29 protein-coding genes are annotated in these 24,275 nt (G+C 55.4%); 24 read left to right on the top strand and 5 right to left on the bottom strand.

What is annotated here, in order from left to right:
* Nucleotides 1-21 precede the first annotated feature (21 nt).
* From OVA10_RS04495 to flgA, 3 genes are all read right to left on the bottom strand, one after another.
* Nucleotides 22-459, bottom strand: coding sequence for a flagella synthesis protein FlgN (locus tag OVA10_RS04495; protein ID WP_100778026.1), 438 nt, complete (start codon nt 457-459; stop codon nt 22-24).
* Between the two features lie 2 nt (nt 460-461).
* Nucleotides 462-734, bottom strand: coding sequence for a flagellar biosynthesis anti-sigma factor FlgM (flgM, locus tag OVA10_RS04490; RefSeq protein WP_100778025.1), 273 nt, complete (start codon nt 732-734; stop codon nt 462-464).
* Nucleotides 735-862: 128 nt separating this feature from the next.
* The gene (flgA, locus tag OVA10_RS04485; protein WP_268195483.1) at nt 863-1,648 is read right to left on the bottom strand and encodes a flagellar basal body P-ring formation chaperone FlgA; all 786 of its coding nucleotides are present in this window, start codon (nt 1,646-1,648) and stop codon (nt 863-865) included.
* Between the two features lie 87 nt (nt 1,649-1,735).
* Here flgA and flgB point away from each other — a divergent pair, with 87 nt between their 5' ends.
* The 15 genes from flgB (at nt 1,736) to OVA10_RS04410 (ending at nt 15,072) form a co-directional block, all read left to right on the top strand.
* Complete coding sequence (gene flgB, locus OVA10_RS04480) at nt 1,736-2,086, top strand: flagellar basal body rod protein FlgB (protein WP_107702447.1); 351 nt, start codon at nt 1,736-1,738, stop codon at nt 2,084-2,086.
* 19 nt (nt 2,087-2,105) lie between these two features.
* Nucleotides 2,106-2,531: a flagellar basal body rod protein FlgC gene (flgC, locus tag OVA10_RS04475; protein ID WP_100778022.1), complete on the top strand. Its 426-nt coding sequence runs from the start codon at nt 2,106-2,108 to the stop codon at nt 2,529-2,531.
* Between the two features lie 3 nt (nt 2,532-2,534).
* A complete protein-coding gene (gene flgD / locus OVA10_RS04470; RefSeq protein WP_100778021.1) occupies nt 2,535-3,227 on the top strand; it encodes a flagellar hook assembly protein FlgD in 693 nt (230 codons plus the stop codon).
* Nucleotides 3,228-3,239: 12 nt separating this feature from the next.
* Complete coding sequence (gene flgE, locus OVA10_RS04465) at nt 3,240-4,427, top strand: flagellar hook protein FlgE (RefSeq protein ID WP_100778020.1); 1,188 nt, start codon at nt 3,240-3,242, stop codon at nt 4,425-4,427.
* On the top strand, nt 4,427-5,158 hold the full coding sequence (locus OVA10_RS04460; protein WP_100778019.1) for a flagellar basal body rod protein FlgF: 732 nt from the start codon (nt 4,427-4,429) through the stop codon (nt 5,156-5,158). The genes flgE and OVA10_RS04460 overlap by 1 nt, the downstream gene beginning before the upstream one ends.
* Before the next feature lie 30 nt (nt 5,159-5,188).
* Nucleotides 5,189-5,974: a flagellar basal-body rod protein FlgG gene (flgG, locus tag OVA10_RS04455; RefSeq protein ID WP_100778018.1), complete on the top strand. Its 786-nt coding sequence runs from the start codon at nt 5,189-5,191 to the stop codon at nt 5,972-5,974.
* A gap of 19 nt (nt 5,975-5,993) precedes the next feature.
* Nucleotides 5,994-6,659 (top strand): flagellar basal body L-ring protein FlgH, encoded by a 666-nt coding sequence (gene flgH, locus OVA10_RS04450; RefSeq protein WP_100778017.1) that lies wholly within the window; start codon nt 5,994-5,996, stop codon nt 6,657-6,659.
* An 11-nt stretch (nt 6,660-6,670) separates the two neighbouring features.
* Nucleotides 6,671-7,762, top strand: a complete 1,092-nt coding sequence (locus OVA10_RS04445) for a flagellar basal body P-ring protein FlgI (RefSeq protein WP_181827182.1) — start codon at nt 6,671-6,673, stop codon at nt 7,760-7,762.
* Nucleotides 7,763-7,771: 9 nt separating this feature from the next.
* On the top strand, nt 7,772-8,164 hold the full coding sequence (locus OVA10_RS04440; protein WP_129036130.1) for a rod-binding protein: 393 nt from the start codon (nt 7,772-7,774) through the stop codon (nt 8,162-8,164).
* Nucleotides 8,165-8,167: 3 nt separating this feature from the next.
* Nucleotides 8,168-9,538 (top strand): flagellar hook-associated protein FlgK, encoded by a 1,371-nt coding sequence (flgK, locus tag OVA10_RS04435; protein WP_268195480.1) that lies wholly within the window; start codon nt 8,168-8,170, stop codon nt 9,536-9,538.
* Between the two features lie 21 nt (nt 9,539-9,559).
* A complete protein-coding gene (gene flgL / locus OVA10_RS04430) occupies nt 9,560-10,474 on the top strand; it encodes a flagellar hook-associated protein FlgL (protein ID WP_100778013.1) in 915 nt (304 codons plus the stop codon).
* The gene (locus tag OVA10_RS04425) at nt 10,474-11,469 is read left to right on the top strand and encodes a hypothetical protein (RefSeq protein ID WP_100778012.1); all 996 of its coding nucleotides are present in this window, start codon (nt 10,474-10,476) and stop codon (nt 11,467-11,469) included. Before flgL ends, OVA10_RS04425 begins: the two co-directional genes overlap by 1 nt.
* Before the next feature lie 395 nt (nt 11,470-11,864).
* Entirely contained in the window at nt 11,865-13,694 is a 1,830-nt protein-coding gene (tssD, locus tag OVA10_RS04420; RefSeq protein ID WP_326493389.1) for a type VI secretion system tube protein TssD, read from the top strand.
* On the top strand, nt 13,691-14,359 hold the full coding sequence (locus tag OVA10_RS04415; RefSeq protein WP_268195476.1) for a DUF2931 family protein: 669 nt from the start codon (nt 13,691-13,693) through the stop codon (nt 14,357-14,359). Before tssD ends, OVA10_RS04415 begins: the two co-directional genes overlap by 4 nt.
* A gap of 41 nt (nt 14,360-14,400) precedes the next feature.
* A complete protein-coding gene (locus tag OVA10_RS04410; protein WP_268195474.1) occupies nt 14,401-15,072 on the top strand; it encodes a DUF2931 family protein in 672 nt (223 codons plus the stop codon).
* Between the two features lie 24 nt (nt 15,073-15,096).
* Here OVA10_RS04410 and OVA10_RS04405 read toward each other — a convergent pair whose 3' ends face one another.
* Together OVA10_RS04405 and OVA10_RS04400 are read right to left on the bottom strand one after the other, a co-directional pair.
* On the bottom strand, nt 15,097-15,561 hold the full coding sequence (locus OVA10_RS04405) for a hypothetical protein (protein ID WP_102105714.1): 465 nt from the start codon (nt 15,559-15,561) through the stop codon (nt 15,097-15,099).
* Nucleotides 15,539-16,501 carry a winged helix-turn-helix domain-containing protein gene (locus OVA10_RS04400; protein WP_268195602.1) on the bottom strand — a complete coding sequence of 321 codons (963 nt, stop codon included), beginning with the start codon at nt 16,499-16,501 and terminating at the stop codon, nt 15,539-15,541. The genes OVA10_RS04405 and OVA10_RS04400 overlap by 23 nt, the downstream gene beginning before the upstream one ends.
* A gap of 679 nt (nt 16,502-17,180) precedes the next feature.
* Between OVA10_RS04400 and OVA10_RS04395 the strand changes: the two genes are divergently transcribed.
* The 9 genes from OVA10_RS04395 (at nt 17,181) to lafU (ending at nt 24,269) form a co-directional block, all read left to right on the top strand.
* Nucleotides 17,181-18,029, top strand: a complete 849-nt coding sequence (locus tag OVA10_RS04395) for a flagellin N-terminal helical domain-containing protein (RefSeq protein WP_123429890.1) — start codon at nt 17,181-17,183, stop codon at nt 18,027-18,029.
* Between the two features lie 184 nt (nt 18,030-18,213).
* On the top strand, nt 18,214-19,533 hold the full coding sequence (gene fliD / locus OVA10_RS04390) for a flagellar filament capping protein FliD (protein WP_260617659.1): 1,320 nt from the start codon (nt 18,214-18,216) through the stop codon (nt 19,531-19,533).
* A gap of 16 nt (nt 19,534-19,549) precedes the next feature.
* Entirely contained in the window at nt 19,550-19,945 is a 396-nt protein-coding gene (gene fliS / locus OVA10_RS04385; protein ID WP_100778003.1) for a flagellar export chaperone FliS, read from the top strand.
* Complete coding sequence (locus OVA10_RS04380; protein ID WP_100778002.1) at nt 19,938-20,243, top strand: hypothetical protein; 306 nt, start codon at nt 19,938-19,940, stop codon at nt 20,241-20,243. The genes fliS and OVA10_RS04380 overlap by 8 nt, the downstream gene beginning before the upstream one ends.
* Nucleotides 20,243-21,292, top strand: a complete 1,050-nt coding sequence (locus OVA10_RS04375; RefSeq protein ID WP_248859501.1) for a flagellar hook-length control protein FliK — start codon at nt 20,243-20,245, stop codon at nt 21,290-21,292. Before OVA10_RS04380 ends, OVA10_RS04375 begins: the two co-directional genes overlap by 1 nt.
* 3 nt (nt 21,293-21,295) lie before the next feature.
* Nucleotides 21,296-21,763 carry a flagellar basal body-associated FliL family protein gene (locus tag OVA10_RS04370; RefSeq protein ID WP_100778001.1) on the top strand — a complete coding sequence of 156 codons (468 nt, stop codon included), beginning with the start codon at nt 21,296-21,298 and terminating at the stop codon, nt 21,761-21,763.
* A gap of 22 nt (nt 21,764-21,785) precedes the next feature.
* Nucleotides 21,786-22,478, top strand: a complete 693-nt coding sequence (locus tag OVA10_RS04365; protein ID WP_164971819.1) for a FliA/WhiG family RNA polymerase sigma factor — start codon at nt 21,786-21,788, stop codon at nt 22,476-22,478.
* Nucleotides 22,479-22,485: 7 nt separating this feature from the next.
* The gene (motA, locus tag OVA10_RS04360; RefSeq protein WP_100777999.1) at nt 22,486-23,349 is read left to right on the top strand and encodes a flagellar motor stator protein MotA; all 864 of its coding nucleotides are present in this window, start codon (nt 22,486-22,488) and stop codon (nt 23,347-23,349) included.
* Nucleotides 23,349-24,269, top strand: a complete 921-nt coding sequence (gene lafU / locus OVA10_RS04355; protein ID WP_102105717.1) for a putative lateral flagellar export/assembly protein LafU — start codon at nt 23,349-23,351, stop codon at nt 24,267-24,269. Before motA ends, lafU begins: the two co-directional genes overlap by 1 nt.
* Nucleotides 24,270-24,275: the final 6 nt, after the last annotated feature.

Below are 24,275 nucleotides of genomic sequence, written 5' to 3'. Positions count from 1 at the left end.
AAAGAGATTCAGCGGGGGAGGTCACACCTGCCGATAAAGCCAGTTCTCCGGCTCGCCTACGTTAAACAGGTTTTGCAGAACCTCCTGCTGCATCGCCAGCACCATGCCGTTGCTGTCGTTCAGCGTTTTACATTCTGCGGCTGCCTGCTCCAGCGAATCCCAGAGCGTGTTGAGTTGCGACTGATTGGCGGCGGGCAGGCGGGTGAAGAGCGTGCGCAGGCCGTGCGCACCGGCGGGGATACCGAGCCGAGTCAGGAGCTGATAGCGCTGTTTACTGTTTTCCAGAAGCTGTTCATACACCGTGAAAATGCTGGCGTTCAGCGTCTCCAGTGCCTGCGCGTTACGCGCGATCAGGAACTGACGCTGATCCGTCAGCAGGGTCTTTAGCTGGTTGTAATGGTTGCGATCGTCGACCATGCCCTGAATCAGCGTTCTGACGCTCTGTGCGGCGTTACTCATTTTTACCTCTGATAGTATTGCTCTATCGCGCTGGTCAAGGCATCGAGATCGACGCTGATTTTCCCGCTGGCGATAGCCTCTTTCATACTGGCGACGCGCGCCATATCCACTTCTGGCAGGCTTGCCAGCTGTGTCTGCGCATCACCGAGAACCGGATCAATCGCGGTGGTGCGTGCGACTTTCATCTCCTCAGCACCTGCGGTGCGAGTCTGTGCCGTCGCACTGGACTGATTAATCGCGCTCGTCATGGCGTACTGGGGGGATGTCACTTTCATCGCTTACTCCATCTTCTTGTTTGTGCAGGTTGCGTCAGCTGTTCATCGGGCGGAAAAAACGTTTCCGATCTCCATACCCCTGTAAAGCGACGCACTCAGGGCGAAACTTAAGCCCTGCGTAAAGTTTTTTAATTTTTCGCGCTCAGGCTGGTTCTGACCACGCCCATCTCGCTGACGATGGCGGTCACTTCCCGCTCGCTGCTCTCATTCTTCACTTTGATCATCTCGCCTTTGCGCCCTTTTTTGCTGGCGATCCCCATGGTGCGGGCCTCGACGCCGTCCTGATCGGCAATCATCAGCACCCGCTGACCGCGCTCAACCATCACCGGCGAATCGAGTTGGCTCATGCTTAAAGGCTGGAGTTCCCGCACGCGGCGCTTGAGCGTCAGGCCAACCACATCATCCGGATGGGTGACGTAACCGCTGCGCAGGTTGCTGATATTGAACTTCTTCAGGGTGATATCGGACGGGCTGAGCACGTGCCCGCGCTCCAGGGTGTTTTTGGCCATCAATACGGCGAGATAGATGTCCGGTTTGACCGTCACCGCCACTTCCCAGCCGCCCGCGCTTTCGCAACGTACGTCAAAACGCAGCCTGCGCAGATCGAGGCGTTCGCCCGTCGGCATGCTGACGGTGAGCGGGGCGGCGCAGGGGGCGTACTGCGAGATTTCAGAGGGAATAAACAGATTGAGCTTTGCCTGGTAATCCTCCCAGCGGCTGCGCTGGGCTTCCTGACGAATCGCCTCGGAGGCCGCCTGCTGGACGCGGGAATGCACCTGCTTACGGGCGCTGGTGGGCTGGGGCGGCGCGGCGGCGGAAGCCGCGGAAAAGCAGAGTATGGCTGTGGTCAAAGAGGAGCGGAAAAAGCCCTTCCCATTGCGCGGTGAAAACAGTGATAAAACGCTATTAATCATGATGTTATGAACCTGGCACGATAGTTGCTTTAAAGATTGCAGCAACACGGACTATCGGCACTGTCCACCATCACGAAGGAGTGAGTTGTGAGTATTAGTTTTGATAAGGCATTGGGCGTTCATCCGCAAGCTGTAGCACTTCGACTTTCCAGGGCGGAACTGCTTTCAGCAAACCTGGCTAACGTCGATACACCCAATTTCCAGGCTAAAGATATTGATTTTGCCGCGGAGATGCAACGTTCGCAGCGGGATTTCTTTCCCGGCTCGACGGCGCAACAGATGTATCGCGTGCCCTATCAGCCCTCCTCGGACGGCAACACCGTTGCGCTGGATGTGGAACAAACAGAGTTTGCCAAAAACGTTCAGGACTACCAGATGAGCCTGGCGTTTTTGAATATGAAATTCACTGGTCTGAAGAAGGCCATTGAAGGTAAGTAATTGAATCAGGTAACGATAAATGGCTTTTACCGATATCTACCGAGTGTCAGGCTCGGCCATGACGGCACAGACCGTCCGCCTGAATACCGTCGCCAGTAACCTCGCCAACGCCGACACCGCGGCGACGGCAGAAGCGGGCGTGTACAAAGCGCGCCGCCCGGTGTTCGCGGCGGTGTATCAGAACGACGAGCTGATGAACAACAACGGCTTGTCCGGTGCCCGCGTGCAGGTGATGGACGTCGTGGAATCCGGCAACGCGGTGCAGCGGTACGAACCGCATCACCCGATGGCGAACCCGGACGGCTACGTCTGGTATCCGGACATCAACGTGGTGGAAGAGATGGCCGACATGATGTCTGCGTCGCGCAATTTCGAAACCAACGTCGATGTTCTTAACAATGTAAAAAGCATGCAGCAGAGCTTGCTGCGTCTGGGCGAGGCGTAATAGATGAGCGTGAATGGCGTTTCCACTCAATCCGGTACTACCCCTTACGACAGCGGTGTATCCGCCAATGACAACAGCGCGGCAGGGATGAACAACCTGTTTATGCAGCTGCTGGTGGCACAAATCCAGAATCAGGACCCGCTGAACCCGACCGATGGCACGGAATACGTCGGCCAACTGGCGCAGCTGACCCAGGTGCAGTCGATGGAGACCATGTCGCAATTAATGGCCAACAACGCGGTGCTGATGGACAACCTGCAAACCCTGTCGACGGGCAATCTGGTCGGGCAGAAGGTGATGGTTCAGACCGATACCCTCCAGAGTGATGGCAGCACCAACATCGAAGGCCGCCTGACGCTGGATCACGCCGCCAACACCGTCACGGTGATCGTCAAAGACGAAAGCGGCAACGAGACCAAAATCGAGCTGGGCAAACAGGAAGCCGGTTCCGTGGACTTCACCCTCAACCCGCAAGAGCTGGGGCTGAAAGAGGGCAAATACACCATGACCGTCATGACGGACAACGAGCCAGCCAAAGTGCCGATTGAAGTCGGCGGCGTGGTGAACAACGTGCGGATCCCGCTCGATGGCACTGCGACCATGCTCAACATCAGCGGCATCGGTGAAGTGGCGTACCACAACATCACTCAGTTCGGCCAGTCGAACGACAAAAACCCGAAGGGATTAACGAGTTAATCAGGAATTATTATGAGTTTTGATATTGCAGTTTCTGGCCTGAATGCCATCAACCAACAGCTCGGCGCGATCTCCAACAACATCGCTAACTCCGGCACCGTGGGCTTTAAATCCGGGCGCGCGGAGTTCGCATCCCTGTATGCCGAAGGTCAGCCGCTGGGCGTGGGCGTGACCGCCGTTGCGCAGAGTATTTCCAAAAGCGGAGCCATTTTTGCCTCTGCCAACAGCCTCGATTTGGCCATTAATGGCGACGGCTTCTTTATGATGCGCGACAGCACCGGCACCACCGCCTACACCCGCGCCGGCTATATGGCCACCGACAACAACGGTAACCTGGTTAACAACCTCGGCATGTACCTGCAGGGCTATCCGGTGGATGCCAACGGCGTGGTGCAGACCGGGACCATCGGCAATCTGACCATCAGCAGCGGCTCTATCCCGGCGAAAGCAACCAGCACTCTCGACTTCACCGCCAACCTGAATGCCAACGAAAAGTTGCCGGAAAATCCCGATTTCGATCCGACCGACGAGAAATCCTACAACCACACTTACGCCACCCAGGTGTATGACTCTCTGGGCCGTGAACACACCATGAAGCAGTACTTCGTTAAAACCACCGACAACGAGTGGGAAGTGCACTACTACATGGACGATCAGGATCTTGGCACTACCGAGAAAATGACCTTCACCGAGCAGGGCGTGCTGCAGACGCCGACCGGCCCGGTCACCATCAACGCCAGTATTCCGGGCGCAGACGGTATCGAACTGACCCTGAGCTACAGCGGCACCACTCAGTTTGGCTCCGATTTCTCGGTCAGCAAAAACTCCGGCAACGGCTACGCCTCCGGGGAACGTACCGGACAAATGATCGACAAAGACGGTAGCGTTTACGCCACCTTCTCCAACGGTGAGCGCCTGCTGCAGGGCCAGCTGGTGCTGGCGAGCTTCTCCAATCCGAACGGTCTCTCTTCGCAGGATGGCACCACCTGGTCGCAAACCGCCAGCTCCGGTACGCCGCTGACGGGCGCGCCGGGCACCGGGCTGCTGGGGTCGATCAGCTCCAACACTCTGGAAGGCTCCAACGTCGATCTCACCGCCGAACTGGTCGGGCTGATGACGGCGCAGCGTAACTACCAGGCCAACACCAAAGTGATCAGCACCAACGACAACATGATGTCGGCGCTCTTCCAGGCACTGTAATGGACCACTTAATTTATACCGCCGTGAGCGGAGCGTCCCGCAGCCTCGCGCAGCAGCAGATCCACGCGAACAACCTGGCGAACGTCAACACCCAGGGGTTTCGTCACGATCTGGACAGCGCGATGTCGCAGCAAATTCAGGGGGAGGGTTACGCCTCCCGTTTCTTGGTGCAACAGCAGCAGGGCGGCGTCGATCTGACGCCAGGGGCAACGCGTGAGACGGGGCGCGATCTCGATGTCGCCGTCAAAGGCAGCGGCCTGATTGCGCTGGTCAGCGGCAACCGCGAGGTCTACACCCGCAACGGCCAGATTGAAGTCGGCCCGGAGGGCGATCTGACCATCGACGGCCTGCCGGTCTCCGGCGACAACGGCCCGATCGTGCTGCCGCCGTTTTCGTCCGTCAGCATCGCCGACGACGGGGTCATCACCATCGTGGCGGATGACGGCGACATCGCCGCGCCGATGGACGTCGACCGTATCAAGCTGGTGGATATCGCCGCCAGCGAGCTGAGCAAAAACAGCGCCGGTTTTCTGGTGACCAACGCCAACGTCAATCCGCGTACCGAAGAGGTCGAGGTCGTTGCCGGGCATCTGGAAACCTCTAACGTCTCGGCGATTAACGAAATGGTCTCCAGCATCGCGCTTAACCGTCAGTTCGAAGCCCAAATCAAAATGATGAAGGCGGCAGAAGATCTGGCGACGGCGGGCAATCGCCTGCTGCGTAACGCCTGATTTTTGCCCGTTTAGCCAAAAGGAATAACGATGAATCCCGCTTTATGGATCAGTAAAACCGGTCTTGCCGCGCAAGACGCGAAGATGAGCGCCATCTCCAACAACCTGGCGAACGTTAACACCACCGGGTTTAAGCGCGATCGCGTGATGTTCGCCGATCTGTTCTATCAGAATCAGCGCACGCCGGGCGGTCAGCTAGACCAGAACAACATCTCGCCGACGGGCATTCAGTTTGGTACCGGCGTCAAAATTGTCGGCACCCAAAAAGAGTTCACCACCGGCAATATCCAGAACACCGGACAGTCGCTGGACGTTGCCATCACCGGACAGGGCTTTTTCCAGGTAGAAACCAGCGACGGCGATATCGCCTATACCCGCTCCGGTAACTTCCAGAAAAACCCGGACGGCCTGCTGACTAACGCTCAGGGGCTGCCGCTGGTGCCGCAGATTGAACTGCCGGATAACGTTAAAGATCTGCAAATCGGCAAAGACGGCACCGTCACGGCCACGGTCGCGGGCGAAGCTGATCCGGTCGAGCTTGGGCAGATCACGCTGGTGAACTTCGTCAATCCGGCCGGACTGGAAGCCCTCGGCGGCAACCTGTATCGCGAAACGGCGGCCAGCGGCGAAGCGGTAGAAGGCGTGGCGGGCGAAGAGGCTTTCGGGCAGCTCGAACAAGGCTCGCTGGAAGGCTCCAATGTGCAGGTCGTGGAGGAGATGGTCGATATGATCACCGTTCAGCGCGCCTATGAGATGAACGCCAAAATGGTCTCGGCGGCGGATGACATGCTCAAATTTGTCACGCAGTCGATGTAACGCGTGAAGTGAAAAAGAAATGAAAAAGCAGTTAGTTATTGGATGTATTGCACTGCTGCTGGCCGGGTGTGAAAGCCCGGCGCTGTTAGTGCAAAAAGATGACGCGGCCTACGCGCCGCCAGAAGATTTCTCCATGCCGACCACCAAAGTGCAGGGCGGCGGGCTGTATAACGGCAACTACAACTGGTCCCTGACGCAGGATCGCCGCGCTTACCGCGTGGGTGACATCCTGACCGTCAAACTGGACGAATCCACCCAGGCCAGCAAACAGGCACGGACCAACTTCGGCAAGAAAAATGACGTCTCGATTGGCGTGCCGGAAGCCTTTGGTCACTCCGTCGATAAGCTTTCCGGCTCCATCGACGGCAGCCGCAACTTCAACGGCAACGCCACTTCCCAGCAGCAAAACAGCCTGCGCGGAGCCATCACCGTGGCGGTCTACAAAGTGCTGCCCAACGGCGTGCTCGCCGTGCGCGGTGAAAAATGGCTGACCCTTAATCAGGGCGATGAATACATGCGTGTGACCGGGCTGGTACGCGCGGAAGACGTTGAGCGCGACAACTCAGTCTCCTCCCAGCGGATCGCCAACGCGCGTATCTCCTACGCCGGACGCGGAGCGCTCAGCGACTCCAACTCCGCAGGCTGGCTGACGCGCTTCTTTAACCATCCGCTGTTCCCGATTTAATGGAGTCTGCCATGCGTAAAGCGATGCTATTTCTGATGCTGCTGTGGACGACGGCGGCAACCGCAGAACGACTGGGAAATGTGGTCGATATTCAGGGCGTGCGCGGTAACCAACTGGTGGGATACAGCCTGGTGGTCGGCCTCGACGGCACGGGCGATAAAAATCAGGTGAAGTTCACCAGCCAGTCGGTGACCAATATGCTGCGCCAGTTTGGCGTTCAGCTGCCGACCAAAATCGATCCAAAAGTGAAAAACGTTGCTGCCGTGGCGATCAGCGCCACGCTGCCACCGGGCTACGCGCGCGGGCAGAGTATCGACATTACCGTCTCGTCCATCGGTGACGCGAAAAGCCTGCGTGGTGGCACCTTGCTGCTGACGCAGCTGCGCGGAGCGGACGGTGAAGTCTACGCCCTGGCACAAGGGAACGTGGTGGTCGGCGGTGTGAAAGCCGAAGGCAACAGCGGGTCGAGCGTCACCATCAACACCCCGACCGTGGGCCGCGTGCCGAACGGAGGGTCCGTCGAGCGCGAAGTGCCGTCCGATTTTCAGCAGAACAATCAGGTGATTCTCAACCTTAAGCGCCCAAGTTTTAAAACTGCCAACAGCGTGGCGGTGGCGCTGAACAGCGCCTTTGGCTCCGGCACGGCGACGGCGCAAAGCGCCACTAACGTGGTGGTCAACGCTCCGCTGCCGGCGGGCGAGCGCGTGGCGTTCATGTCGATGCTGGAAGATGTGCAGATCAACGCCGGTAAACAGCCGCCGCGCGTGGTGTTTAACGCCCGCACCGGCACCGTAGTGATTGGCGATGGCGTGGTGGTTCGCGCGGCGGCGGTGTCGCACGGCAACCTGACCGTCACCATTCGTGAATCGTCGAACGTTAGCCAGCCGGGCGCATTCAGCCAGGGTCAGACGGTGGTCACACCGCAAAGCGACGTCGATGTGAATCGCGGTAGCGGCCAGATGGTGACTATTGCAGCAGGCACCAGCCTGCGCAGCATCGTGAATACCATTAACAGCCTCGGCGCGTCGCCGGACGACACCATGGCGATCCTGCAGGCTCTGCATGAAGCAGGCGCGCTGGATGCCGAACTGGTTGTGATTTAAGGAGAGACAATGCTACAGGCGATCAAACCCCAGACCAGCGTTTTGCCCGGCGATTTTACCGGCCAGGTGAAACCGCAGAATCTGGAACAGGCAGCGGAGCAGTTCGAAGGTATTTTCCTGCGTTCGATGCTCCAGCAAATGCGAAAAGCCTCCGAAGCGCTGGTGGACAACAACCCGTTCGACAGCAAGCAGCAGCGCATGATGCGCGATTTTTACGATGACAAGCTGGCGTCACAGCTGGCTTCCCAGCGCAGCACGGGCATCGCCCAGATGATCATCACCCAGCTCGGCCCGCAGGAGAGCGCGCCGCTTAAGAATTCGCAGGGAATGGTCGCTTTACAGGAACATCCGAAGACATTAACGCCCCCCGTCGTCCCGGTAATACGTCGCGGGCAGGAGTAATCCATGAACATGATTAACATTGCCTTTAGCGGCTTGCAGGCCGCGCAGTTTGGGATGAGCGTGACCTCGATGAACATCTCCAACGTGCTGACGCCGGGCTACAGCCGTCAGGGCATTATCCAAAGCTCCGTGACGACGATGGGGCCGGGCGGTATGTCCGCCGGGGCGGGTGTGCAGGTGGATAGCATCCGCCGGATTTCCGATCAATACCTGACGGGCCAGGTGTGGCAGAGCAACAGCAAAGCTAACTACTACGGCATTAACAACCAGTATCTCAGCTCGCTGGAGAAGGTGATTGGCACGGATTCCACCAGTCTCGGCACCGGGCTGGACGATTTCTTCTCGGCCCTCGGCGCCTTAACCGCCGGGCCAGAAAGTGAAGCCAACCGCCAGCAGTTGCTGAACCAGGCGCAGTCCCTGGCGACCCGTTTCAACAACATGAACGACTTCATCAATAGCCAGAAAACCTCGGTCGGTAATCAGCGCAACGCCATTGTCGAGCAGATGAACACCCTGACCACCGGGATCGCTGACTACAACAAAAAAATCATGGAGATGGACTCGACGGGCGGCAACAGCAACGTGCTGCGCGATCAGCGTGACGAGCTGGTGAAACAGCTCAGCACCTACAGCGACGTGAAAGTGGTGGAAGACAGCAACGGCAGCTACTCCGTATCGATGAAAAACGGCCAGCCGCTGGTGAGCGGCAAAGTGGCCGGACAGCTCAGCGCCAGCACCGATGCCAACGGTAACTCTGTCTTAACGCTGACGTTTTCCGGCAGCGATTTCTCGTTAAACCCGTCGACGGGCGGCCAGCTTGGCGCGCTGTACGATTACGAAACCGGCGAACTGGCGAACATGCAGGCCTCGGTCCAGGGGATGGCCGAAACCGTCGCCACGCTGTTTAACGATCAGCTGGCGCAGGGTTTTGACAAAAACGGTAATCCGGGCAAACCGCTGTTCAGTTTCGATCTCACCAATCCGGCGGGCATTTTGCAGGTCAACGATTTGAAACCCGACGAACTGGCGCTCTCCGGCAAGCCTGACGAGCAGGGGAATGGCGACAACCTTGAGGCACTGATCGATCTGAAAAATAAAAAGGTCGATATCGGCGGGATGGGCAACATGAGCCTGAACGAAGGGGCGGCGGCGATCATCTCCAACATCGGTATTGCCAGTAAACAGTCGCAAAGCGAGCTGGAAGCGGCGCAGGCGGTGTTTGACCAGGCACAGCTGCAGCGCAACAACCTGAGTGCCGTCAACCAGGACGAAGAGGCGATAAACCTGCAGGTTTACATGCAGGCGTATCAGTCCAACGTCAAAGTGATCGCCACCGGCAACCAGATTTTTACTGACCTGTTAGGCATGTTTTAACCGGCGTTAAGGAACGAATTTATGCGAATCAGTAGTCTTTATAATTCCGACGCCATGCTGGCGCAGCTTGGCGTTAACGGCACGCGCATGAGCAAGCTGATGGAACAGATGGCAACCCAGAAACGAATCAACGTCCCGTCGGACGATCCGGTTGCCGCCACGCGTCTGGTGCAGCTGAACCGCGAGCAGTCGGCCATTAAGCAGTATCAGAGCAACATTTCGCGCCTCAGCGGATCGCTTGCGAGCCAGGAAGCGCACGTCAGCGCGATGAGCAATCAGCTGTTGTCCCTCAACGATAAACTGCTGGCGGCGGCCAACGGCACCCACAGCAGCGAAGATATGAACGGTTTTGGCACCGAACTGTCGTCGATGCTGGACTCGCTGGTGGCGTCGATTAACGCCCAGAATGAGAGCGGCAGCTATCTCTTCTCCGGCACCAAAACCGACGCCAAACCGGTGGTCTGGGACGAGGCGCAGGGGAAATACGTTTATCAGGGCAACGACGGCTCGCGAGAAACCACGGTGGCAAACGGGGTGAGCGTGACGGAAAACACCAACGTGGTGCAGGCGTTTGGTAACGGCAGCGATCTGGAGATGCTGAACAAGCTGAAAGCCCTGAGTGAGAAGATGCAGGACCCCGACATTCCGGTCAGCGATTATCAGGATGAGATGCAGGAGATGCTGACGCTCTCCTCCGACACGCGCGACAAAGTGGCGGCGATGTTTACCGATCTGGGTGGGCGTCAGAATCGCCTGACGATGCTCGGCGATGCCCACACGGACGTCAGCACCGCCAACGATCAGGTGGTGCGCGACCTGTCGGACACCGACTGGGCGACCACCAGTATCAACCTTCAGCTGTACACCAACTCCGTGCAGGTCACTAACAAAGCGTACAGCATGATCAGTCAGCTTTCGCTCTTCAGCATGTTGTAATGGTTATGCAGGTAGGATTAAAAACCACCACCGCCTCCAGCACCGCGTCCGCCGTCCGGACGCTGCCGGGGGCACCGGCCCAGATTGCCCGAACAGAACGCGTCGCCACCCCGAATCGTGCGACGCCGCCCTTTCCTGAAGCGGCGCTGCTGTCGCGCCGTCCGCTGCGCTATAACGTGCAGCTTAATCAGCAGCTGACGGCGGTTCAGCAGGCGGATAATTATCTGTCAGAAACTGAAACCCAGCTGCTGGTGCTGCGCCATCAGAACGGCTCTGCGCCATCAGGGCTGAACACGCTGCTGAATCAGCGCGGAAAGCTGTCGGGCGGTACGATCGATCGGAACTTCAACATCACGCTCCAGCAAAAAAGCCAGGTCACGTTCACCCTGCCGGGCGTGGAAAAACTGCTGGAGCAGCCGCAGGGCGAGACGCTGGTATTTCAGCTCGGCGGCGGCCAGCGTGAACTCACCGCCGTGGCGCTGCCCGAGCAGGCGTCTCCGCGTCAGATCCTGGCCCATCTCAATGTGGGATTGGGGCGCCTGGGAATCAACGCGACGCTCGCCCCTGAGGGGAAAGTCGCTTTCCAGGTCGACGAAGCGCGCTGGTCGCGCGTCAGCCAGCATCTCAGCGTGCGCGGCGAAGGGCAACACTTCCCGGCGGATGCCTTTACCCTGCTGGCTCCGCAGGCAGAAACCAGCCGCGAAGACGAAATCAGCCAGCTGGCCCTCCGCTGGGAGCGCGGCGACAGCAAAAAGCTGCAGCAGACGCTGGACCAAATCACCCGCGAGCGCAGTAAATTGCATTTTCACCAGGATCGCGTTTCGACGCGGATTCAGGATATGTCGACGGTGTACACCCCAGGCGAGGCGCTCGAAACGGCGCGCGCGCTTGGAGATGCCCTGGCGGGGAGCGGTAAGCAGTTTGGCCTGCTAACGCAAGCGCTGGCGGCGCAAGGGAACGTTCATCAGGTGACGGTGAAGAATTTGTTAGGCTAGCCCCGCGCGGGTTTCTCCTCTCCTTACGGGGAGGGGAAACCCGCGACTCAGGTTTTATACTCTCTCTTTATTTTATTTATTCCTGCCACATAGCATTCCTTCATTTTCGTTTTACTTTCCATTTTCATGATCTCAGCTGCGATATTGTAAAAATAAAAAAGACTACACTGCTGCCCAGCATAATTAATGATTGCAATATTTTTTTGTTAAATAATGATAAGGACATCATTGATGTGAGCAACGTTATCTATTTAACGCTGACGGGTGAGCGCCAGGGGGAAATATCCGCAGGCTGTGGAACAGAAAAATCTATTGGTAATCGCTTTCAGTATCGCCATGAAAACGAAATTCTGGTTTAGCAGCTCTCCTCCAGCACTATCAGCACCTCTGGCGGCGTGTATCATCAGGGCCTGCGGTTCACCAAACCCACCGATAAAAGCTCGCCACTCCTGACCACCGCCATTAATGAGAATGAAAAACTGCGGCTCAGTTTTGATTATTACCGTACTGACCGCTTTGGCCGTCAGGAAAAATATTATCATATCGAACTGCGCGGGGCGTCGATTCAGGGGATATCCAGCTCGCATAATAAAGACAGTCTGGATACGGAAAGTATCACTGTGAGTTATGAATATATTCGCAGTAAACATCTTATTGCGAATACGGAGTTCAGCAATCTGCTCCTGCCCGACGCCTATAACCAACTGTTTCCAGCCGATGAAATAAAACACCCTGAAAAGCGCAATATTACCCTGACGCTCGGTGTGTTTTTTGATGGAACCGGTAATAACGCCGTGAACACGCAAAATATGCTCGCGGCCTGCACCGCCGCGCACTTTGACATTTCTGATCCGGATGCAGAAAGCATTCTTGCCCGCATGGCGCAGGAGCAGATGGGCGTCTCCGGAACAGGGGCCACCAGCTATACCGGCGGGTATACCAATATTCACTGGTTAAATACGTTGTACAAAACGGATCTCCCGATTGAATCAGGACAGGCGCAGGCGGCCATTTATGTGGAGGGGATCGGCACCGAAGCCGGCAGACCGGACAGCATGATTGGCCTGAGTTTAGGCGTGGCCGATACGGGGGTGATCGCGAAGACGGACCTTGCGGTGAAGCAGATTGCCGGGACACTCAAAAAGTTTTTTGATGATATGAGGGAGTTTGCATCCGTCCCCTCTTTGAAAGTGACTGAATTCCAGTTCGATATCTTCGGATTTAGTCGCGGCGCAGCAGCGGCACGCCACTTTGCCAATCGCATTCAGACGGAAGATCGGGACATTATCAATGCGCTTCGCTACGGGATGAATGATGTCGAATACGCTGGCGCACCGGCCGGGAAAACGCGATTTATCGGTATTTTCGATACCGTCGCCGCCATTGGGACACCGCAAAATGGTCTCAACCCGCACACAGCGAATACCGGTGACGTGAATATCGTGTTGCGCCCTGGCGTGGCGGAGAAAGTCTTCCATATCACGGCGCAGCACGAGTGCCGCTTTAACTTCGCCCTGAACAGCGTGCAACCCGCGTGGCCGGAGCTGGCTCTGCCCGGCGCACATTCCGATATTGGCGGCGGCTACCTGCCTGCGACACGGGAAAACATCTACCTGACCCGACCGGAAGCAGTCACCGTGCCGCTGGATACCCCGCTGGCGGATACGCGAACTTACAGACATGCCATGGAACAGCTATCGATACTCGAATCCTCTGCGGTCGCGGCACCGCTCATTCGCACTAATGACATTACAGCTGACGCCTGGGAGGACACGAGAATGCCCGTCCATCCAAGAGACGGGATGCAGAAGCGCGCATTTGCTGCTCTGACAATGAAAAAACGGATCGTGAAGAACGACTGGTCGAAGGTGGTGCTGCGGGTGATGATCGATGCTGGGCAGGATGCGGGTGTGGAGTTTGAGCCGATAACGCATGAATACAGTGAATTAATTTTGCCTTCAGTTCTTTCACCTCTGAGTGAGAAAGCAATTGTATCAGCAGCCGCTATACGCTCAGGGATAACTGCAAATCCTTTTACTCGTGCTGAGATCGATATCATTGCCCAGGACTATATCCATTGTTCGGCAAACTGGAACAGCATTGTTTTTGATAGTACCAGAAAGCCCTACGGTGGCACCTCCGTGTCGGAGATCCTTAGTTTCGTAAACCGGCCAGATCAAAACTGGCAGAGGACAATCTACAACATGGATGGTAACCAGAAATGAAAGGTATTAAACAATTATTTTTCACCCTATTACTGACACTATCTGGGTGCCATTACAGCGATGCAACAACACCTGAAGCAACGGGTGAAATGCCTTATGGATTATGGGGCTTTGCTTTTTTTACCCCCAAGGATCTGCCTGCTCGAGTGACTTATGTTGGAATCATTGATGATAAAAAGGTGCTCTATTCGTTCAGAAATCTTGATAACACCGAGGATGATGACTCAAGTATAAATCGCTGGGATAAGCGATATATGCGCTTTGCACAGTTTAATAAAGCCCGCCATCCGCCTGCGGCCATCTTATTTTGTTGGGATTCAATTATCGATAAAAAAACCTATGAAACACGGATCATCTTTCCAGAGACAGTACGGGAAAAAATGAGCGTATCGACGGGAGTGGATATGTTCGGCGATAAGGCGTGGTACAGCACGATGTTATTTGGCCTGGCGCCAGAAGGGAAGGTCAGAGTCTGGCTACAAAATAGTGGCGGCGGTGACAATTTGCCCGTAGAGCCAAAAAAAATCACCACGCTTTCCGGCGATAAGCTGGAGGGGTGTAAAGGCATTACCCTCGCCAATTTCGATTACAGCATTCCTGATGGCTACGACCAAAATATAAAAGACTTTATCAAAGGCAAAACCTATCCGTACGGCGAATGGTGAGGTTTAGATGAGTAACGCATTCAACATGGAAGGAATTAGAAATGAATTATGGAAAACGGTCTTTACTCATAATGCTTCTTATTTTATCAGGCTGTCATACTGGCGAACCCGCATTGCCAGAAGAAACTGGCGCAATGCCATATGGGATGTGGGAGTTTGCTTTTTTTACTCCTAAAGCACTTCCCGCTCGAGTGACCTATGTCGGTATCATTGATGATAAAAAGATCCTGTATTCCTTCAGAACGCTCGACAGTACTGAGGATAGTTGGGCAACCGTGGGTACCTGGAATAACAAAGTAAGACGGCATGCCCAGTTCAATAAAGCTCGGCACCCTCCGGTCACAATGCTTTTTTGTTGGGATTCAATCATCGATAAAAAAACCTACGAAACGCAAGTCACGTTTCCTCAACGTATCAGGGAAAAGATGAGTGTTTCATTTGGGTTAGATCATCATGGTGAAAAAGCCTGGTACAACACGTTGGTGTTTGGTCTGGCTCCTGGAGGTAAGGTGAGGATTTGGTTACAGGATACCGTTGGGGGGAATGGGAACTTGCCCGTAGAACCAAAAAAAATCACCACACTTTCCGGCGATAAGCTGGAGGGGTGTAAAGGCATTACCCTCGCCAATTTCGACTACAGCATCCCTGATGGCTACGACCAAAATATAAAAGACTTCATCAAAGGCAAAACCTATCCGTACGGCGAATGGTGAAGCGGGTGGCGGCTGCCACCCTGCTTACTTCTTCAACGGATACAAAAATATCGCCCCACTTTGCCCCACCACCAGCTGCTGATTGCCGACAAACAGCGGCTGCATCCAGATATCAATGTGCAGCAGCATATCCACCAGACCATCAATCATCAGCCCTTTTTGCGCGGTGCTGTAGTAGATGGGGGTGTAGGCGAAAAACTGTCTGCCGTTCTGTTCGTTGATGCCGGTGAACTTTCCTTTCAGCACGAAGCGGTTGTCGTTCGGGCTGGTGATGGTCGTTAAAATCGAACCATTCACCGTCTGCATGTGCGAATCGTAAATCTCTTTTCGCATCGACATCAAATCGTAAAACCCCAGCTGTAAAAACCCCTCGACGTTAGACTGCGGGACGTTTGCGGTTTGCATAACTCGCAGCCCCGCAAAAGCGAGCGCCACAAGCAGAAAGCAGGACAGGGCCAGTTTCCAGTTAAGCGCAGGTTTCCATCTCACTGATTTTTCTCCTCGTCTCACGCAGTATCAGGTTGTTCAGTTGGGTCGGGTCGATGCGCCAGTGATAGATGGCCATCACCAGCTGTTTTTTGTCGCAGCGGCTATTCAACGCAAAGGTGTAGTTCAGCGTTTGATCGATACTCTGGTAATAGACCGTCATGGTCATGGACTGGGTTTTGATCTGCTGATTAATGGTATACAGCGTGTCTTTGATTTTGCTGTAAAAATCTTCTTTGCTCATCTCCAGGCGGTTGGACTCGGACAGCTCGTAAATATGAATGTTGCTGTAAACCGCGACTTCCTGCTCTGCCGCGACGATTTTTGGGCCCTGATTACCCGCATAGTGCCAGCCAAAGATCGCGCCAATCATGACGGTGACCAGCAGGGCCGCCAGGGTGATGAGCGGATGCTGAAACCGGGGTTTGGCCGGTACAATAACGGGGCGTTCAGCGGGAACCGCGATCTCAATGGAGGGCGTTTCAATCACCTTAACGGGTTCAGAAACGATGTCCGGCTCGTCGGCAGCGTTGTGCTCAACGGTTGGGCTGAGCGTGGGCAACACAAAGCCATCGATCTCCGTGTCCGGCAGATCAATCTCTTCACTCTCTTTCTCAACGAAACGGCACCACGCCTGCTCAAGCAAATACCCCTTTTTGGGGATTGTTTTGATAATTTTTTGTTGTTTGCCGTCGTCTTCTAAAGCGGAGCGTAAAGCATGGATGGCATTGGGAAGACTATTATTACCAATAACCCGACGTTCCCAGACCAGCGTCGTCAATTCTTCGCGAGTGAGAATTTTTCCTGCATTTTCAAGAAGTACATCTAATAGTTTTAATTGATATTCCCCCAGGCGTTTTCTTTCGCCCGTGACCATGCTTATGAGGGAGCCGGAGGGTAGATCAACTAACCAGTTATTAACGGTGGAATATTTTTTTCTCATGGCGACAGGTGACAAAAAGCCACTCCTGAATCAATTATTCATCTCCGCACCGAGCGAAAAAGTCGCGCAATGCTTAATGTAAATTAATCATTAATTCCGTTTAAAATTCATTTGAGAATTGCCGCGTGCCTGCGGAGATTATGCAAAAACGAGCGGTTTTACGACGTAAACAGGGATTTCGCTCTGCGGAACGGCATGTGCTTGCCGGTCATTTTCCGCCTTTTCCAGTATGAGATTAGGAAGTTTCTCTTCCTTGACACATTTTTACGCGATAAAACTGTGATGTGCAACAAATTATTAAGTTAATTCTCTAAACAACCATTAATGAGAATCGTTAAACGTTAATAGTGATCTGTGGATGTTTTTTATATTAATGGATTGTTCTTTTATGTGAATTTGGTGTTTTATTTTTTTCCGCCGATAAAATATTGTTACATTTGGATAAATGAATACATTAAATATTTTTAAGTTGCGTTTAAGTTAAGGAGAGAGTGTGTCGCATTGGTTTTTAATTTACCTTTCGCAATTTATGCGGTTATTACTCAGACCAGGCTTTTTCTTATAGACGTAATTTTTAATTTTTTTTCATCGCCGATTTAATTCTTCCTTTCAGTGTGTCGTTTTACTTGAGTACCAGAGAGAAGAGCCTGACAGACAGGTTCACAAGGAGATTACTAACATGGCACTTTCTATTTTCACTAACGCGTCTTCCATGGCTTCTACTAACGCACTGAATAAATCCAACAGCATGCTGTCTACTGCAATGGAACGTCTGGGTACCGGTAAACGTATCAACTCCGCAGCGGACGATGCAGCTGGCCTGCAAATCGCAACCCGCCTGCAGGGTCAGAGCAATGGTATGGCTGTTGCACAGCGCAACATCTCTGACGCGACTGCGCTGCTGCAGACCGCAGAAGGTGCTTTTGATGAAGTGAGCAACATCATGTACCGCATGAAAGACCTCGCAACACAGGCAGCGAACGACACGAACGGTACTGAAGATCGCGCTGCGCTGCAGTCTGAAATGGACGAACTGAACGCTGAACTGACCAACATTATGGACAACACAAAATACGCAGGCGAAAACCTGTTCGGTGCGAGCGGTAAATTCGCTTCTGCAATGAACTTCCAGATCGGTGCATCTGAAGGCGAGAAACTGACTGTAGACGTGAGCGCAGAACTGACCACCGTGACCGGTTCCGGCGGTATGGGTGGACTGACTGCTTCTGGCGCGCTGACCACTGTTTCTGGCGCACAGGCGATGATCACAAGCGTAGAAGGCGCTATCTCTGAAGTGGGTACCCTGCGTTCTAAACTGGGTGCAAACATCAACCGTCTGGGCCACACCGCGGCTAACCTGGCGAACATGAAAGACAACACCGACCTGGCGCTGGGTAACATCCGTGATGCTGACTTCGCGTCTGAAGCCTCCAGCATGACCCGTAACCAGATGCTGGCCCAAACCAGCATGTCCATGCTGAAGCAGTCCAACAGCATGTCCGGAATGGTGATGTCCCTGCTGGGCTAATCCCAATCCGTTCGATGAAAACACCGCTGTAAGGCGGTGTTTTTGTTTGCGGCCTTTCCCCTTCCTGTCTTTTCCCATTCGGGGAAAGTTGCCTTCCCGGTAAATCGTAACTAACTGAATTAACTAAATTTAAAAACTGGCACGATGGTTGCATTAACTGAGCGTGGTTTAGCAACAGGTGCGAATGGAGACAACTACTATGGCAGATTTCAGCAGCATAGATCCGACGACGCTGGCGCAGTCGCTGGCGTCCTACGACATTATGTCGATCCAGAATCAGCTGAAGACCAAAACAGCCACGATGACGTCGCAGAAAAAAGCGCTGGACGCGCTTCGCACCGCATTAACCGATTTTCGCAGCGCCATTAAAGGGCTGAACAGCACCAATGACGGGATGTTGCAAAACAGCGCCACCGTCAACCGCGAAGGGATTGCGACCGTCACGGCCAACTCCTCGGCGCAGAAGGGCACATACAACATCGAAGTCGATCAGCTGGCGTCTGCCCATCAGATCGGTTTCGGCGATCTGACGGATGATGCCATCAAAGATGCCACCGGCATGATGGAGATCACCCTCGGAGAAGGGGCGGCTGCGAAAACCATCAACGTTGATATGGACAGTATCAACAGCCTGAGCGATCTCACCAAAGCCATTAATGGCGATGAAAATAACCCCGGCGTCACCGCTTCGCTGATCCGCACCGACGGCAAAGTGACGCTGATGCTGAGCAGCGACGAAAGCGGCGCAGCCAATAAGGTAACCGTCGGCGGGACGGCAGGTTTTGACTCGGCGAACGCCAAAGAGATCTCGAAAGCGCAAGACGCCAAATTCCGTATGGGCGAAATGGAATTTTCCAACAGCAGCAACACGCTGGATAAGCTCATCGACGGCGTGACCATCGAACTGACGTCGAAGACCGAAGCCGACAAGCCGCTGACCATCACCATCGGCACAGATACAGCGGGCACCAAAGAGCAGCTGCAGACCTTCATTACCTCATACAACACCCTGCAGGACACGCTGCAAAAGCTGACCAAAAGCGGCAGCGGCGACGGTGAAGAGCGCGGTGCGTTTGCGGGCGATGCCACCATGGCCTCCCTCGATCGCGAGCTGAACGACGTGCTGCGCACCCAGTTTGGCGGCAAGCGGATGTCCGATTTCGGCATCACAGCGGATAAAGACGGCAAGCTGGAGATCGACAGCAAAAAGCTCGACGCCGCGCTGACCGCCGATCCGCAGGCGCTGACGGGCCTGTTCAACGGCAAAGACGGGCTGATCGCGGCGGTGGATAAATCCCTCGACCGTTACCTCAATTCGACCACCGGCCTGCTGAAAGGTCGCCAGGAAGTGCTCGACCGCCAGCAGAGCGATATCGACACCAAAACCGAAGCCATGAATTCGCGTTATGACTCCTCGTATAACCGCTATCTGAAGCAATTTACTCAGTTGCAGCAGGCCATGGCCCAGATGGAAAACACCAAGAGTATGTTTGGTTTAGAGTAAGGAAAACAGAGCTTTTATGTACGGGAACGAACAGCAGGGCTTCGGCCATTACCAGCAGTCCGACTTAGCAATTCAGGCGGCGGCAGCGAATCCGCATCAACTGGTTTTGATGCTGTTTAACGGCCTGATGGATGAACTGGTGCGGGCAAAAAGCCACATCGCGGCGCGTCGCTATGACCGTAAGGTCCAGAGCATTAACAAATGCATCGACATTCTGAATGCGCTGACCAGCTCGCTGGATTTCGACAAAGGGGGCGAGCTGGCGCTGAGCCTGGCGAACCTCTACGACTACTGCGTTTATCGTCTGTATGACGCCAGCCATAAGCTCTCCGTTGAGCACGTTGAAGAGGTGGAAGTGATCCTCCGCAACCTGCAGGACGGCTGGGAAAAAATGGGGCAGCAGAATGGATGATCTACAGGTTATGCGTTTTCTGGCGCGTTCCCTGGAGCAGGCGGCCAGTCAGCACGACTGGCCGAAAATGCAGGAGGTCGACGCGCAGATCGCCGGGCTGTTGATCTCCCTGCAAGGGCAGACGCTGACAGCGGAAAAACGTGAGGCGCTGACGGCACTGCGCACGGTGCATCAGCAGGTGAGCCAGTACAGCCAGCAGCAAAGCGATGAACTGGCGCAGCAGATGGCCCGCGCGCGTCGCAACCGTGAAGGCGCAAGCGCCTACGCGCAGTTTGCCGATGTGGGAGAGAGAGGCTGATGAATCTGCTGCTCACGCCACTGACGTTAACGCCTGCCACCCCGGAGCCGGGAGCCATTGCCCCGGCGCTGCCCGCGACGGACACAGCATCGGCAACGCTGCCGGGTACGCCTGTCGGCGAGCCCGCGCCTGCGGCATTCAACGACGCGCTGCTCAATATCATCAATAACCTGCTGGGCGGTGAGAAAACGCGCGACACCACCATGGTGCTGGCGGGGCTTAAGACGGATGACGAAGACGACGACGCGACGACGGACACCGCCGACCGCGCACAACCGGCGCCGGATACGCTCACGCCACCGCAGGCGCTGCTGGACACCTTGCTGATGGCAAGCCAGATGCCGGTCAAAACGCTGAATGCCGCCCCGGCCGCACCGCAAAGTGGCGAAGCGCTAAAAATGCAGACGCTGTCGGCGGGGCTTATGCCGCAGGCCCACGCGTCACAACCGACGCCTGTGCCCGCACCATTATCTGTGGCGCAGGCACAGGCAGTCGAGCATACCAAACCGCTCGCCGCCGAGGTGGTGAAAACCCTGGCTGACGTGCTGCCTGTTGCAGGGCAGCCGGTCGCCAGCGGGCAGACATTCTCGACGGCGATGGAGAAGCAAACCGTGCATTTGCCGCCGGTCAAACTGGACGCAGACGAAACCAAATGGGCGCAGCAGTTGCACAGCGCGCTTAACGATCGGCTGCAGATTCAGGTCAAAAACCAGGTGCAGCACGCCACCATCCGTCTCGATCCCCCAGAGATGGGCAAAGTGGATATCTCGCTGCAGATCGAAAATGGTCGGATGCAGGTGCACATCAGCGCCAGCAACAGCGAGACGGCGCGCGCGCTCCAGCAGATCAGCAATGAACTGCGCCAGAGCCTGACAGAACAAAACGTTGTCCAGGTGAACGTGCAGGTATCTACCCAGTCCGGACAGCAGCAAGGACGCGGACAGCAACTGCCCTCCCAGGCAGACAGGCCTGAAGCAGGGGCAGAGATAGCCGCAGAGGACGCACACTCCACTGACGGTACAGACGATTCAGTATTACTTACGGTTTAACTTATGACTTTGAAGACTTTTTCTTTAGGGCTGGTGATTGCCCTGATAGCAGCCACTTTTGCCGCCGTACTGACCGTCATGGGCACGCATTTGCTCAGCCAGGACGAGCATAAACGCTCCATCATTTCTGATTTCTTCAGCTCGTCGAAAGAGAGCGTGGTGGAGTTTGTCGAAATCAAAAACGTGGTCGTGACCTTAAAAAGCCCCGGCGATTCCGAGCGCTATCTGCTGCTGGAGCTGGCCCTGACCACTGATTCCGCCGCCGACACCAGCCGCGCGGAGGAGATGTCCCCGGCCATTCGCGGCGCGACGGTCAATGCCCTCTCTGCGATGGACTACGACGCGGTGCGTGAAATGAGCGTGGAAGCCCTGCGCGATAAGCTGATGAATGCCTACACGGCCCGCTTTGAGAGCCTCAATACGCGTATGCCGTTTAAAGACGTCATCATCAGCAAAATGGTTTTCCAGTAAGAAACGGTAGTCGACTGACATGATGGATTTTATTGCGGATGACGCGCTTACCCCGGCTGATGAAGCGAAGTACATCAATGCGTACTTACCGCTTGTGCACCGGGTGGTGAAGCAGCTCTCCTGGCAAACCAGCAGCGTAATGGACAAAGAGGACATGGAGCAGATCGCTCTGATGGGTCTGCTGACCTCCCTGCGCCGCTACGGCCACCCCGATGAGCAGTTTGGCGCTTACGCGGCTGCGCGCGTGCGTGGTGCGGTGCTGGATGAGCTGCGCGAGCTGGACTGGCGTCCGCGTCGGCTTCGACAGAAGAGCCACAAGATCAACGATGCGATCCGCGACATCACGCGCAAGCTGGGGCGCACGCCGACGTTTGAGGATCTCAGCGAGCATCTCTCCATCACCGCTGACGAATACCACGAGTATTTACTGCTGGATTGCGCCAGGACGCTGGAAAGTCTCGATGAATTATTAGGTGAGGATGCGCTGCACGGCACCCTCAACACCCGCTCGCTGGAGGACGAAATGGTCACCAGCGGCACGTTAAAGGCTGCGCTGGCGAGCCTTGATGAGCGTGAACAACTGATTCTGACGCTCTATTACCAGCAGGAAATGAGTCTGAAAGAAATCGCGCTGGTTCTCGATCTGACCGAGGCGCGCGTCTGCCAGCTTAATAAAAAGATCGCTCAAAAGATCCAGTGTTTTTTCCAGAAGTGAAAGGTATATGCAAAAGTTTCTCGGTATTTTCATTATTTTTGCCTGCGTTGTCGGCGGGTTTCTGATGTCCGGCGGCCGTCTCGCCTCGTTCTGGCAGCCCGGTGAAATCATCATCATTTTAGGGGCCGGTCTGGGGGCGATGGTGCTCGCAAATCCGCGTCCGGTTCTGGCGGAAATGTATCGTCAGTTTCGCGGCATTATGCGCAAAAACGAGTACACGGATGAGTATCAACGCCAGCTGCTGATGCTGCTGTTTGAACTGCTGGAGCTGGTGCAGGACGGTGGTCTGAAGGTACTGGATGCACACATCGAAGTGCCGGAAAGCAGCCCGCTGTTCCAGAAATATCCGCTGATCCTGCAGAACAAAGCGCTGATCACCTTTATCTCTGACAACTTCCGCCTGATGGCGATGGGCAAGATCAACGAGCACGAGCTGGAAGGGATTCTGGAGCAGGAGCTGGTGGCGATGGAAGAGAACCTGCTGCAGCCGTCCCGCTCGCTGCAACGTACCGCAGAAGCGATGCCGGGCTTCGGTATCTGTGCGGCGGTGCTGGGGATCATCATCACCATGCAATCCATCGACGGCTCCATTGCGGTGATCGGCGTGAAAGTGGCGGCGGCGCTGGTCGGGACCTTCCTCGGCGTCTTCTTCTGCTACTGCCTGATGGACCCGGTGGCGAACGCCATGGAGCAGAACACCAAAAAACAGCTCGCGGTGATCGAGTGCGTGCGTACCGTGCTGGTGAATCACGTGGCGGGCAAGCCCACGCTGCTGGCGGTGGATGCCGGACGTAAAATGCTGCCGCTCGATTCGAAACCGACCTTCGCCACGCTCGACGGCTGGGTGAACCAGATGACGGGTGAATCCTGATGCGCGGCACACGCGGAAAAGAACATACCACCATCATCAAACGCTCCTCGCGCAAAAGCCATGACACCTTTCATGGCGGGGCGTGGAAGGTGGCCTTCGCTGACTTTACCCTCGCGATGATGGCGCTGTTTATGGTGCTGTGGATCATGGGCTCGGTGACGGAAGAGGAGCGCAAAGAGATCGTCTCTCAACTCAACGGCGAGTCGATTTTTGAGGGCAACTCCCTGACGCCAATCACCCAGCCGCACGGCAGCGGCGGTAAAATTGCGGTCACGGAAAAACGCGATCGCGAAGCGAAAAAATCATCCGCAGAAAAACCGATGACTATTCAGGCGGGGCTGAAAGGCGAAAGCCTGGAGGACGTAAATAAGCGTTCCCAAAGGGAGATCGAAGATCTGGCGCGGATCATCATGAAGATCACCTCGGCCTACGATGCCCAGTCGAACCTGAAAATGGAGATCGTCCCGCAGGGGCTGCGGATCCTGATCACCGACGATCAGAAGCGCGAGATGTTCCAGCGCAGCAGCGCGATCCTGACGCCGTTCTTCACCCGTCTGCTGACGGAGTTCTCCCCGGCGCTCAACAAGATCGACAACAAAATCATTATCACCGGCCACACGGACGCTACCCGTTTCCGCGATCAGGATCTCTACAACAACTGGAACCTGTCCGGTGAGCGAGCCATGCAGGCGCGTAAAGTCCTGACCAGAGCCGGGTTAGCGCCAGGGAAAATTTTGCAGGTGAGTGGAATGGCCGATCAGATGCTGCTCGACCCGGAAAATCCGCTCAGCTCCTCGAACCGCCGCATTGAAATCATGGTGCTGACCCACTCGGCGAGCGAGTCGCTATACCAGTTCTTTGGTCAGCACGGCGAGAAAGTGATCAAGCCGATCATTGATAAACTCTCGCAGAAACAATAGACGATT

This window comes from Lelliottia sp. SL45 (assembly GCF_026672535.1).
GTDB classification, from domain to species: Bacteria; Pseudomonadota; Gammaproteobacteria; order Enterobacterales; family Enterobacteriaceae; genus Enterobacter; species Enterobacter nimipressuralis.
This window is presented reverse-complemented; position numbering and strand designations above follow the sequence as displayed.